This is a genomic window from Chitinophaga sp. Ak27, assembly GCF_012726295.1.
GTDB lineage: Bacteria > Bacteroidota > Bacteroidia > Chitinophagales > Chitinophagaceae > Chitinophaga.
The window spans coordinates 744,578-758,094 of record NZ_JABAOB010000002.1 but is presented as its reverse complement, the minus strand read 5'-3'; the positions used below and the strand labels follow the sequence as shown (position 1 = coordinate 758,094).

Genomic DNA, 13,517 nt, shown 5'->3' with positions numbered 1-13,517 from the left:
GATTTGCAGTCTATAACAGGATGGATTTAGGTTCCAGGTACTCTTCCAATCCATATACGCCAAATTCGCGTCCAAGGCCGGATTGCTTAAAGCCTCCAAAAGGCGCCATGGGATCATGTTTGAATCCATTGATACATACCCTGCCGGCGTCAATCCTGGAGGCCACTTTCAGCGCTTTGTCTTCGTCGGCAGCCGTTACATAGGCCGCTAGTCCATACACGGTATCATTGGCAATGGCAATCGCCTCTTCTTCATTTTCATAGGGAATGATGGATAGTACCGGGCCAAAAATTTCTTCCTGGGCAATACGCATATCGTTTCGGACATTCGTAAAAATGGTAGCTTTTACAAAATTCCCTTCTTCCAGGCCGGCCGGCTTACCCGGCCCTCCTGCTAGCAGGGTAGCGCCTTCATCCAGTCCCACCTGGATGTAATGCTGTACGCGCTCGAATTGTTTTTCGGATACCATTGGTCCCACATTGGTAGCATCGTTAGCCGGATTACCCACTACCACGCGTGCTGCTGCCGCTTTAGCGATCTGGTTAACCGTTTCCAGTTTGGCCCTGGGTACCAATAACCGGGTAGGCGCAATACAGGCTTGTCCACTGTTCATATATGCCCCAAATACCGCCTGGGGAATGGCCTGCTCAAAGTCGGCGTCTTCCAGAATAATATTCGGCGACTTACCTCCCAGCTCCAGGGTCACCCGTTTAACTGTATCCACGGCCGACCGGGCAATTTGTTTGCCAGTAACAGTTGATCCGGTAAATGATATCTTGGCAATATCCGGGTGGTTGGTGATAGCGCTTCCTACGATATTTCCCAGTCCGTTCACCATGTTATAAACGCCTTTGGGCAATCCTGCTTCATGGAAACATTCTGTGAGCAACTGCGTTTGCAACGCGCTCATTTCACTGGGTTTTACCACCACGGTACAACCAGCTGCTATAGCGGTGGCCAGCTTGCTGCAAATGAAGCTGTTGCTGGAGTTCCAAGGGGTGATGATACCTACTACTCCTACGGGTGTAAGCTGGATAAATGTATTGCCGGATTTCCGTTGAAACTCAAAATGACGCAGCGTGGCTATCATATTGTCGAAAGACCCAATGGCATTTTGCAGGCTCATGGTACAGAACTGCCGGGTGCCGCCGTATTCCAGGATCATCACTTCTATGAGGTCCTTTTCTCGTTTACTCACCGCCTGTTTTAAACTTTCCAGCAGCTCAATACGGGTAGCTATGCTTGTTTGAGAGAATGAGGTAAAAGCCGCTTTAGCCGCAGCAATAGCCCGCTGTACATCTTCTTCATCGCCCAGGGTCACCTGGCCCACTAGCTGGTGATTGGTGGGATTGATCAAATTAAAAACCTGTGTTCCATGGAGTGTTACAAACTCCCCATTGATATAACCTTTTGTGATGTTTTTCATGTGTTTTGTTTTTACATCACAAAGGTCCGGGAAGCGGGGAATATCTGCTTTGTTGTATAGCTCAAATATGCTTTGTTGAATGGCTCAGGACTATGAGATTCAGAGCAACAATTTGATAGTAAGAAAAATCCCCTGCCTATTCTTTTTAAGCAAGGGATTCAAATATCAAGCAGTAGTTATATTAGAGGTGAGCAGCCACAAATGCACTGGAATAATCTTTAATCAACTGTCTTACCACCCTGAACTGCTGCATAATTTCTTCTTCGGTACCAACAGCTTTAGCTGGGTCCGGGAAATTTTCATGAAATTTTCGCGCAGTGGTGGGAAAGAAAGGACACCTTTCTTTAGCATTGTCACAAACGGTAATGACGTAGTCGAATGGAATATCACTGTACTCCACCACGTTGTTGGAGGTGTGTGCGGAAATATCAATACCATCTTCCGCCATGGTAGTGATGGCCCTGGGATTGACGCCATGGGTTTCTACGCCAGCGCTATAAATTTCCGCCTTATCACCGGCAAAATGTCTGAGATAGCCTTCTGCTATCTGGCTGCGGCAGCTGTTGCCGGTACAAAGCACCAATATTTTTTTCATTTGATGTAAGGTATATAGTTTTTAAAGGTATTTACGCTTTAATAGTGGAGACAGGAGTATCGTACCATTTCTTCCTCAGCCAGAAGGCAACGTTTACCAGGGCAATCAATGCGGGCACTTCTACCAGGGGCCCGATTACACCCACAAAAGCCTGACCGGAGTTGATACCAAATACGCCGATAGCGACGGCAATAGCCAGCTCAAAGTTGTTGCCCGCCGCAGTAAAAGCAATAGAAGCATTACGGGAATAATCGGCGCCCATCGCTTTGCCTAACAGGAAACTTACCAGGAACATTATGCAAAAGTATATCACCAATGGAATAGCGATCCTAACAACGTCGAATGGTATTTGTACAATCAATTCTCCTTTAAGACTAAACATCACCACAATGGTAAACAACAGGGCGATTAAAGTAACCGGTGAAATGAAAGGAACATATTTCTCCTGGAACCACTTCTCCCCTTTCCAGGCAATGAGGCTGTAGCGGCTGATGACGCCGGCTGCAAACGGAATACCCAGGTAGATACCCACGCTTCTCGCGATTTCTGCAATGGATATGGGCACTGTAATCCCCTTCATGCCGAAAACGGTGGGCAACCAGGTGATGAAAATATAGGCATAAACGCTGTACAACAATACCTGGAAGATGCTGTTTAAGGCCACCAGACCGGCTGCATATTCGCGGTTGCCTTCCGCCAGTTCGTTCCATACGATGACCATGGCAATACAACGGGCCAGGCCAATCAGGATGAGACCTGTCATATATTCAGGATAACCATGCAGAAATAGCACCGCAAGGATAAACATGAGGATTGGTCCGATTACCCAGTTAAGTACCAAAGAAACAGTCAACACCTTTGTATTACGGAACACCTCTCCCATGTTCTCGTATTTTACTTTAGCCAATGGTGGGTACATCATCAAAATCAGCCCTATAGCCAGGGGAATATTAGTGGTACCTGATGAAAAGGAATGGATAAACGTTGAAGATGACGGTATAAAGTACCCGATCGCTACGCCGCCAGCCATTGCGAGGAAAATCCATAAGGTAAGGTAACGATCCAGGAAGCCCAGCTGCTTACGTTGGGCCGGATGAGAGTTTTGCATGGTAATGTTGTCTATGTAATAAAATATATAACGGCGTTGATCAGCAACAACCCGGCGCACAACAAGCAGCATCAGCTGGCTTTTCGGCATATACGGTGATGCTGTATATACCTGTATTACCTGCACGAAATGCTGCTATTTCCTCCGTGCTCAAATAATTAGCCAGGATATCATCCGGAATGGTAATGGACTTTTCTTTCTGAATAGTGATGTTTTTGAAGCCATTGTTTTCAATCATGTCCAGGTACGCCTGTTTTTGTATAGCGCCGGATACACAGCCTGCATACATTTCAGCGGCCCGTTGAATGGTAGCGGGCAACTCGCCCTCCAACACGATATCGGAAATGCTGAAGTGTCCACCGGGTTTCAGTACGCGGTATATTTCTTTGATAACCCCATCTTTATTGGGCACCAGGTTCAATACGCAATTGCTGACAATCACATCGGCTACATTGGCGGTGACCGGCATTTTCTCGATATCCCCCTGGCGGAACTCTACGTTATTGAAATGTAGCTTCTCTGCGTTTGCCCGGGCTTTTTCAATCATGGCAGGCGTAAAATCGATGCCTATTACTTTTCCTGTTTCACCTGTTTCCTGCCGGGCAATAAAACAGTCGTTGCCCGCGCCGGAACCCAGATCAATCACCGTATCCCCTTGCCTGATTTTGGCAAACTGGGTAGGCAGTCCGCAGCCCAACCCCAGGTCAGCGTCAGGCTGATAGCCTTCTAACGTTGTATAGTCATCACTCATAATGTTGTATACTTCTGTAGAGCAACAACCGGAACCGCAGCAGGAGGCAGCGTTGGTAGCCTTGTCTTGTAAAGCGATTTCACTATATTTCTGTTTTACGATCTCCTTCATTTGTTCATCAGTAGTCATAGCGTTTTATTTATTGTATTATTGCAATATTGCGATAAATGCAGGTAAAAAAATATCAGCAGCAGGTTTGCTGTAGGTCTACCTCTTTAAAGAAGACATTAAACAGTTCCTTGTACTGCTTCCATACTTTGGGATTGATACAATAGCATACGCTCACGCCTTCAATAGTTCCCTGTATAATGCCTGCTGTTTTCAGCTCTTTCAGATGTTGGGAAGTGGTGGCCTGTGCCAGCCCTAATTCGTCTACCAGGTCGCCGCATACGCAGGCATTCTTTTTCACCAGGTATTGCAGGATGGCGATACGGGCAGGATGTGCCAATGCCTTGGCCATAGCGGCTATTTCATTCTGCTCTTTGGTGAATAAATCTGTCTTCGTGGCGCCCATAAACCTATGCTTATTACATCGCAATATTACGATGTATTTTTAATCCAACAAATTTTTTTCGAGGGCCTTGCGCTGTTCAGCAATAAAAAAAGGCCGGAAGTGGTTTGCTTCCAGCCTTTTAGCAAATGGATATGGGTAATTAAATCTTTGCCAATGCAGTATTAATAAATCGCAGCTCTTCTGCGGTCAAATCTATTTCCATTGCTTTGGCATTGGCAATGGCCTGATCCGCATTTCTCGCGCCCGCCAATACCACTGTGATAGCGGGTTGCAGGCTGGTCCAGCGTAACACTAATTGAGATAACGTCGCATTTTTAGCGGCGGCAATCGGACGGATCGTGTCCAGGAATAGTTTCACTTTTTCCAGGTCGAATTGCTGGAAATAACCATTGCGGTGATCATTGTCTTTTAGTTGGCCGGCTTCGAAATATTTGCCGGTCAGCAATCCCCTTTCCATAGGACTGTACACGATAATGCCCAGGTTATGCTCCCCGGCATAAGGCACCAGGTCTTTTTCTATCCCGCGATTCAGCATACTGTATCCTACCTGGTTGCTGGCAATGTTGATACTTCGTTGCGCTTCGGCTACCTGCGGCACGGCATAATTGCTCACGCCGGCAGCGCGGATTTTCCCTTGTTGTATTAATAGTTCCAGCGCCTCCATGGTTTCTGTGATGGGCGTGGTACTGTCGGGCCAGTGGATCTGTAGCAAGTCGATGTAGTCAGTTTGCAGGCGTTGCAGGCTCTCTTCCACTTCCTTGACCACGTTAGCCCGGGATGCGTATTTATAAATGGGTATTTTTTTCCCTGCCTCTTCAGCATCGAAGAAAAATTCTCCTTTGCCCTGATTGCTGCCATCCCATACGAGACCAAATTTGCTCAACAATTGAATCTTACTCCGGTCGTATCCTTTAATGGCTTCACCTATCATTTGTTCACTGAGTCCGAAACCGTAAAACGGCGCCGTGTCCAGCGTGGTAACACCATGGTCAATAGATGCTTTTACCGACGCGATAGAATCTTTCTGTTCGTTACCACCCCACATGTTACCGCCGATAGCAAATGCACCGTAAGTAATAGCGGATAATTCCAGGCTGGTGTTACCTAATTTTCTATATTCCATTGCTTATATTTTCTTAGTGAGATAAATGGCCGGAGGCTCCTGTAATTTGTCTTCTGCCAAACGGCCGAATTCAACAATATAAGGCTGCTGCCCATGGAGGTCAAGCCCTTCCTGACTTTGCCATATTTCGTAGAAAACAAATACGTTTTCATCTGCAGCGCCCTGGTGAAGATCATATTGCAGACAGGCTGCTTCTTTCCTTGTTTCTTTCACCATATGCTGTAATACTGCTGTCACCTCCTCGCGGTGTGCAGGTTTTGCTTTAACAATAGCGGTCAAATAAATGCTCATGATAATTGTTTTTCAAAGGTGATAGAAGCTTCCAGGTGCTGAAGGTAATCGTGGCGGTAATTGGCCAATCGCTCCGGGGTGGCATTCTTTTCCAGGTCGTGGAAATGGAATCCCGGTACCTGGTCCATGCCAACGAACTGGTTCATTTTATGAAAGCCAAATAATACGCCCTGATCTACCGAATGCTGTTCGAAAAATTCACCGGGCAGCGTAAAAGCTGTTTCCGGCGCGTTCCAGCTGGTGGTGACCATATATTTCTTTCCCTGCATCAGTCCACCAGTACCATAATTAATAGCGGGATTCTTCCGGCTCCTGCCATCACTGGCATACATGCCGTTCTGATGACCGGCCGTAAACACGTCATCAATATATTTCTTTAGGCGGTTGGGTACCTGGAACCACCAAATAGGAGAATGATAGATGACGAGGTCTGCCCATTTAAAACGTTCAACTTCCGCCATTGGGTCGAAGTCATCGTTGATATTTATCACCTGATAGTCCATTCCTTTCCGGTCCAGGAACTCTACGGTCCAGCTTGTTAATGTATTATTAAACAGCCCACCAGAATGGGCAAAGACCTGACCTGCGTTGATAACGAATACCTTCATGTCTATAATTTTAATTATTGATACTGCAAATTTCTATCACTTTTATATATCACACAAATAACTTAAATTGTACCTTTGTATCATAAAAATTATAGTTATGCGATGGAACCTCGAATGGCTCAGGACATTCAACGCCATATATGAAACCGGAACATTGTCTGCCGCCGCACAGGAACTCAATATTTCCCAGCCGGGAGTAAGCCTCCATTTAAACTCGCTGGAAGCTTTCACCGGGTATAAACTATTTGACCGCTCTGCCAGAAGAATGGTACCCACAGAAAAGGGAAAGATCCTGTACAACTATATATTGGACCCTTTGAAGAAGTTAGAAACAGGTGAACAACACTTTCATAAACGTTCCCAGAATGAACGTGTAACCATCAGCGTAGGCATGTGCTTTGAAACGTTTCAATACACTCTGGAAGAGCATGTGGCCAGCCTCCCCTTCAATCTCATCATCAAATTCGGGGAATATCCCCAGATGCAACACGACCTGGATAATGGATTGCTGGACCTCATCATCACGCCACAAAAAGGGAATCAGCCTAACCTGCAGTACAGGCCCTTCTCCAAAGAAAGGATTGTGCTCATTGCCGGCAGCAAAACCGATACTACCGAACTGGAAGAGCTGTTGCACCAGGATAACATGAAAGCAGCCACCCAACTATTAAAACAGCAACTCTGGTACAGCACCGCCGCTGATATGGACCACCTGAAGAACTTCTGGCAGCGGCATTTTGGAGAACACCCAGATTTTAGCCCCAATTACATCGTGCCCAATATCAGCTCTATTATTCGCTGCCTGAGCGACAACATGGGCTTTTCCATTGTACCGGATTTCTTATGCGTAGAAGCGATCAACAGCGGAAAAATTAAAATCGTATGGGAAGGTAGTCAGCCATTGGAAAATACACTTCACTTCGGCACCAGGAAGAAAACCATGTATGAGAAAGAAATTGCGCAGCTGGAACAGCTGCTGGAAGAGAAATGGGAAACGGTAGCACCATAATAATGTGATGGCGGCCACATTCAGGGTAACTATAGTCTGGCCGTTTACTTCAACAACCCTCCCGGCGTGGTACCAAACTTCTTTTTAAAGGCGCGGTGAAAATGTTGTGGATGCGTATATCCTAGTCCGTAGGCAATCTCGGAAATATTATGATCGCCCTGCAGTATTTGCTGCCTGGCTGCTTCCAGTCTTTCATTATTGACGAAGGCGAACACACTTTGGTTAAACAACAACCGGAAGCCTTTCTTCAGCTTAAACTCATTGAGGCCACAAATCCGGGACAGCTCTCCCAGGGTGGGCGGAAAAGCCAGGTGTTCGAGCAGGTATTGGCGTGCCTGCTGCAACCGTTCTTTGTCGGCCGTACGCAAAGCTTCACCTGGATGAGGCGTGCGGGAAGGCAACAGGGCCTCGCATTGCAGGTAGAAAAGTTGCAGTATCTGCGTTTCAAAATGCAAACGCCGGAGGCCTTGCGGAACAGGACTTTCCCATAATTGTCCGAGCGCCTGCCGCAACCTTGGACTGAAATGGGGTGTGGGGGCATGCATCACAAAAGGTATCTCCTTTTCTATTTTGGTTACCAGGTGTTGCAATTCCGGCGCATAGTTGTTGATCAGCCCTATCATCTTTTCCTGGCTGATATAAATACCCAGGTTACGAAACCCCAGCTCACCGGTCAGCTCATTCTTTTCCCAGGACCGGGGATTAAACAACAAGTTGGAATAACCCTGCCTAAACAACTGACGGTCAATCAGTCCCTCATGTGTTTGACATAGCTGCCCCGCTATGACAAAATTAAGCTCCACAAAAGCTTGTTCGTTGTAATGCTGCCAGGAGAAAGCCGGCGGTCCGGCGGTTACTTTCCCATCGGCAATGGCCATGTCATCGCAGCGTACGAACTTACCGGCGCCGTCTATACCCGGCATTGGTAAACTATACTCATGCACTTCTCCCTGTGGAATCAGGAAGATATCATTGAAGGCAACGCTATGCGCAGTAGAGGATTCCATGATTACAAATGTAGCCGGAAACGACTATAAGATGGTAGTTATTTTTTTGCGCTTACCCCATTAATAGGAAATAAAAAATTATTTATAAATAATTGAATACTAATAAAATAAAACTTTGATCGCACTTTATCCGCAGTTTGTCTTCACTTTTTCGGCGTTTCTGTTTGCCCCAACCCATCTCTTGCCAATAGATTTGAATCTGCCTGGTAAGCCAGCTCAAAATTGACAATTCCACTTAAGTATTCCACATATGAAAAAAACAAAAAAGCACGTACCCTACCTGCTGGGATTTTTTGTCCTGCACACTTTATTGCTAAGTTCCTGTTATAAAGAATGGCACGCTATCGGCGCCGGATGGCCTCATAGCCATACCGGCCCGGTAGTTACCACTACCCGGTATTATGTAGATACCAACGGGGCTGATACTGCCGATGGCCTGTCACCTGCCACTGCCTGGAAAACGCTCAGCAAAGTAAACTCGGTCATCTTTCAGCCTGGCGACTCCATCCTGTTTAAAAGAGGCGGGGCCTGGACAGGCACGCTGGTGATTAAAAGCTCCGGCACGGCCGATGCTAAAATTACTTTCGGCGCCTATGGTTCGGGCGATAAGCCACGGATAACCGGCAACAACGCCACCTTGTCGGCCGTACTGATCCAGGATGCCAGGTACCTTACATTTGAAAACTTTGACATCAGTCACCCAAGGGCGGTGCGTCCACCAGATATGGCGCTGTGCGGCATTTATGTAGCCCTCGCCACCAATGGCAGCTACCCGGGCATCACGATCAAAAACAATCATATTCACGATGTAGAAGGCATGCCTATTACCAACCGGCATATGCAGGGCGGCATCTTTATCCGCTCCAACGCTGCACAGGCTTACTTCGATAGCCTGCTGGTAGAAGGCAATAATCTTGAACGCTGCTCCTCCCGGGGCATCCTGCTGGGCGATGGCAGCAACAAGGATACCACGTTCTACAACAACCATGTTATCATCCGCAAAAATGTGATCGACAACACCGCCCTGGAAGGCATCATCGTATATACTGCGAAGAATGTGCTGATAGAACATAACCGCGTGCTGAACGCAGGCGCCTATACCCTTGGCGTAAATATGAATATTGTGCTCGCCGGCTTATGGGGCCGGGGCAAAGACATGACCATTCAATATAACGAGGTAGCCTATACGCGGCTTACTAACCCCGTTCCCTATTCCTCGATGGATTCAGAAGCATTTGATATCGATCTGAGTAGTCCCGGCTATACGATTATTCAATACAACTACTCACACGACAATGCAGGCGGGTTCTTCTTACACATGGGCGATCCCGGGCCTAATTTTACCCAGGGCATTGTTCGTTACAATATCAGTCAAAATGATGGCAATGGCTTCGGAGGCAGGACTTTCGAATTACACGGGCATCCCAATGGTAAAATAGTGCCTATCCATTTCTATAATAATACTTTTTACAACGACACACTGGTGGGCGTGATGGACAGGGCCGGCGGAACAGGTATCCACCCGGGACTGGAATTCCGGAATAATATCTTCTATGCGCCTGCGCTTCAATTCGACGATCAGGCCAACATCGTGTACGATCACAATCTTTATTATTCCGGGAGCAAAGCGGCGAGCGACAGCAACGCCATCGTGGCCATTCCCCTCCTGTCAGCTCCGGGCACAGGCGGCAGCGGTATGAATACCGTCAACGGGTATAAACTGTTGCCCGGCTCCCCGGCTGTTAAAGCGGGCATTTTCATCAATGGCAATGGGGGCAAAGACTTCTTTGGCATTCCCGTTTCCAACACCAAACCACCCACTATCGGCGCGGCCGAAAAAGATTACTAATCCCTATGCCTGTTTACCATTTATGCCAATTTCTAAAAACTAAAACGATGCAATTTATATGAGAATGCAGCAGTTACTAAGCATGATATGCCTGCTATTGGCTTTTGTTGCCGGTACCACCGGGGTACAGGCGCAAAGCATAACAATAAGAGGCGTGGTGGTGTCCACACAAAACACGCCACTGCCGGGTGTTACCGTAGCCGAACAGGGAACGTCGAACATGACCAGCACCGATACCACCGGGCGATTTACCCTCTCCCTGAAAAAGACACCGACCGCACTGGCATTCAGCAGTATTGGATTTGTGACCAAAACAGTAGCCGTAACGGGCCAGCAGCGCACCCTGGAGATTGTGCTTGCCGATGACGCCAAACAGCTCGGAGATATCGTAGTAATTGGATATGGTACGCAGAAAAAAGCCAACCTGACCGGCGCCGTCTCCTCCATCAAAACAAAAGATATCTCCAAGATGGCCGTTACTGGCATCGCTACCCTGATCCAGGGCCGCGCCGCCGGCGTACAGGTCACCAACTCCAGCGGAGATCCAAGAGCCAATGGCACCGTGGTTATTCGCGGTGTGGGCAACATCCGGGGCATGTCGCCCCTGTATGTGATCGATGGCGTACCCGCCATCGGCAACACCGGATTTAATATCAACCCGAGAGACATTGAAGACATACAGATCCTTCGCGACGCCTCTTCTTCCGCCATTTATGGCTCCCGGGCAGCTGGTGGTGTTATCCTGATCACTACTAAAAAAGGATCCCGTAATGAAAAAACAACGGTCGACATCTCCCTAAGCCAAGGCTACAGCAATGGTACTTTTCTCCCCAGGTTATTAGGCACACCGGATTACAAAAGAGCCTGGAGCGCTATCAATCCAGCCGCTGCCAACTGGGATGAATCGGTAAATACCAACTGGGTAGATTATTTATACCGTACCGGGAAAGAACAGAACTATAACGCCGCCGTTAGCGGTGGTAATCAGAAACAGAACTATTACCTATCCGCCGGCTACCGGCGCGCAGATGGTATCGTGAATAATTCCTGGTCCGAACGCTACAGCGTACGTATCAACAGTGACCTGAACGTAGGAAAGAAAGTGAAGATCGGCGAAAGGCTAAATCTTTACTCCTACCGCGAAAACCCGCCCGTGATCACTGGTACCCAGGCCAACGCCTATGCGTTGCCATTCCGCTCTACGCCCATGATGCGGCCCAAGAACAACGACGACTCCTGGGGCGGACTTCCTGCCTCCGGCAATTACAACGGCGGCAACTGGGCAGCCTATGTGAATACCACCGACAGAAGATACAATTCCCTTGAAGCGGAAGGCAATATGTATATCGATTATGAACCCATAAAGGATCTGCATATCCGCGCTACCGGCGCGGCCGACTGGACTACCAGCATGGCCCGGCAGTTTGAAGCTAAATGGTATGTATCCGGCCAGTCTAATCAGCCACAGGATAACCTGAAAAAACAAAGCGTTTTATCCATCGCTTACCTGGGCAACCTGGTGGCTTCCTATGATAAAAAAATCGGTTCTCATGAATTCAAGATACTGGCGGGAACCGAAGGCCGGCAAACTTCTACCGATAACCTGGCCGGGTCCATCTATGCAGTAAATTCGGCGTACTCCGTTCCGGTGATTGCCGACGCATTCCCGGTTGGCTTTGCGGAATCGTCCGATCTGAGTAATGTACCCGCCAATACCAGCGGCCGCTCTACCGATATCAATTACGGTATTACCCGTATGCTGAGTTATTTCGGAAGAATCAATTACTCCTATAAAGACAAATACCTGTTTGAAGCCAACCTGCGCCAGGATATCAGCGACCGGTTTGCACCTGCCTACCGGGCAGGCACCTTCCCTTCTGCCGCCCTTGGCTGGAGATTGATAGAAGAAAATTTCATCAAAGACAAGATCCCTGCATTGTCCGATCTTAAACTGCGGCTTACCTATGGAAGCCTCGGCAACGACGGTGTGGGCAGCTACGCGTACATTCCTTCGCTGGCCAACTACGATAAAACACAGTTCAACGAACTGCCCGGCACCGGCCCGGTAAACGGCTGGGGAATTGGCCGCGTAGCCAATAATAACATTCGCTGGGAAACGGTCGTGACCTCCAACATAGGACTGGACATCGGCTTTTTTCAAAATCGCCTGAACCTCACAGTAGATTATTATATCCGCGACACTAAAAACATGTTGTATCAGCGCAATCTTCCACTCAGTTCAGGTATGGGCGCTGGTCACTCTTCTGCAGATACTTATGCCATGGATATGAACCTGGGTAAGATGCGGAACAAGGGATTAGAGGTAACCCTCAACTACCACGAAACATTCGGTAAACTGGGCGTTGACTTTGGATTTAATGCCGCCTTCAACCGCAACAGGATCCTGTCGTTCGGCGGCGAAAAGCTGCCGATCAGCGCGGGTACTGCCGGAGAATACTGGTCAGGTTCCGTTACCCGTACCGATCTGAATGGTCCTATCTCCCAATTCTATGGTTTTAAAACTAAAGGGTTAATCCCAGATCAGAAAACCATCGATGACCTGAATGCGAAAGCACAGGCAGCTGGCAAAGCGTTCTACTATGCCGCAGGAACAGGTCCCGGCGATATCTGGTATGAAGACCTGAACGGCGATAATACGATCGACGACAAGGACCGCACCATCATCGGGAACCCGCTTCCCAAAATGACCTATGGTTTCAACATTGGATTAACCTATCGCAATTTTGATCTCGCGGCATTCTTTAACGGTGTAATGGGCAATGATGTATACAACGGCGTGAATGGCTACTACCAAAGTATTTACAACGACTTCAACACCACCTCCCAGGTATTCAACAGCTCTTTCATGTATGGCAATGGCCTAACCGGCCAGCCCAGGTGGGGATATCTAAATGGCACCGCCTTCCAGTATGATCCTAATGGCAACTATAAAAGGATCTCCGATTTTCATATAGAGAAGGGCTCCTTCCTACGCCTGCAGAATTTACAGGTAGGTTATAACCTGCCTAAAAAGCTGCTGGACCGCATCCATCTATCGAACCTGAGGATTTATTACAGCGGACAGAATTTATTTGTGATCACCAAAGTGAAAAATGTAGATCCGGAAGTAGGTTATGCCGGCGCCAATTCCACCGCCCTGGCACAAGGGATCATTTCTGCCGAAGTGTATCCCAAAACAAGGCTGCATGCATTTGGCATTGAACTCAAGTTCTAAT

At 47.8% G+C, this 13,517-nt stretch carries 12 protein-coding genes; 3 read left to right on the top strand and 9 right to left on the bottom strand.

What is annotated here, in order from left to right; all coding sequences use genetic code 11:
* Positions 1-10: 10 nt before the first annotated feature.
* From HGH90_RS10835 to HGH90_RS10800, 8 genes are all read right to left on the bottom strand, one after another.
* A complete protein-coding gene (locus HGH90_RS10835; RefSeq protein WP_168767400.1) occupies positions 11-1,426 on the bottom strand; it encodes an aldehyde dehydrogenase family protein in 1,416 nt (471 codons plus the stop codon).
* A gap of 181 nt (positions 1,427-1,607) precedes the next feature.
* Positions 1,608-2,021, bottom strand: a complete 414-nt coding sequence (locus tag HGH90_RS10830) for an arsenate reductase ArsC (RefSeq protein ID WP_169191069.1) — start codon at positions 2,019-2,021, stop codon at positions 1,608-1,610.
* Positions 2,022-2,052: 31 nt separating this feature from the next.
* Positions 2,053-3,129: an ACR3 family arsenite efflux transporter gene (arsB, locus tag HGH90_RS10825; protein WP_169191156.1), complete on the bottom strand. Its 1,077-nt coding sequence runs from the start codon at positions 3,127-3,129 to the stop codon at positions 2,053-2,055.
* Positions 3,130-3,169: 40 nt separating this feature from the next.
* The gene (locus tag HGH90_RS10820; RefSeq protein ID WP_168767403.1) at positions 3,170-4,009 is read right to left on the bottom strand and encodes an arsenite methyltransferase; all 840 of its coding nucleotides are present in this window, start codon (positions 4,007-4,009) and stop codon (positions 3,170-3,172) included.
* 55 nt (positions 4,010-4,064) lie between these two features.
* Positions 4,065-4,394 (bottom strand): ArsR/SmtB family transcription factor, encoded by a 330-nt coding sequence (locus tag HGH90_RS10815; RefSeq protein ID WP_168767404.1) that lies wholly within the window; start codon positions 4,392-4,394, stop codon positions 4,065-4,067.
* Between the two features lie 139 nt (positions 4,395-4,533).
* Entirely contained in the window at positions 4,534-5,517 is a 984-nt protein-coding gene (locus HGH90_RS10810) for an aldo/keto reductase (protein WP_168767405.1), read from the bottom strand.
* 3 nt (positions 5,518-5,520) lie between these two features.
* On the bottom strand, positions 5,521-5,808 hold the full coding sequence (locus HGH90_RS10805) for a putative quinol monooxygenase (RefSeq protein ID WP_168767406.1): 288 nt from the start codon (positions 5,806-5,808) through the stop codon (positions 5,521-5,523).
* Entirely contained in the window at positions 5,805-6,416 is a 612-nt protein-coding gene (locus tag HGH90_RS10800) for an NAD(P)H-dependent oxidoreductase (RefSeq protein ID WP_168767407.1), read from the bottom strand. The genes HGH90_RS10805 and HGH90_RS10800 overlap by 4 nt, the downstream gene beginning before the upstream one ends.
* Positions 6,417-6,513: 97 nt before the next feature.
* Here HGH90_RS10800 and HGH90_RS10795 point away from each other — a divergent pair, with 97 nt between their 5' ends.
* Positions 6,514-7,425, top strand: coding sequence for a LysR family transcriptional regulator (locus HGH90_RS10795; protein ID WP_168767408.1), 912 nt, complete (start codon positions 6,514-6,516; stop codon positions 7,423-7,425).
* A gap of 44 nt (positions 7,426-7,469) precedes the next feature.
* Here HGH90_RS10795 and HGH90_RS10790 read toward each other — a convergent pair whose 3' ends face one another.
* Complete coding sequence (locus HGH90_RS10790; protein WP_169191068.1) at positions 7,470-8,432, bottom strand: helix-turn-helix domain-containing protein; 963 nt, start codon at positions 8,430-8,432, stop codon at positions 7,470-7,472.
* Between the two features lie 250 nt (positions 8,433-8,682).
* Between HGH90_RS10790 and HGH90_RS10785 the strand changes: the two genes are divergently transcribed.
* On the top strand, positions 8,683-10,281 hold the full coding sequence (locus HGH90_RS10785) for a right-handed parallel beta-helix repeat-containing protein (RefSeq protein WP_169191067.1): 1,599 nt from the start codon (positions 8,683-8,685) through the stop codon (positions 10,279-10,281).
* Between the two features lie 64 nt (positions 10,282-10,345).
* Entirely contained in the window at positions 10,346-13,516 is a 3,171-nt protein-coding gene (locus tag HGH90_RS10780; RefSeq protein WP_169191066.1) for a SusC/RagA family TonB-linked outer membrane protein, read from the top strand.
* Position 13,517 lies beyond the last annotated feature (1 nt).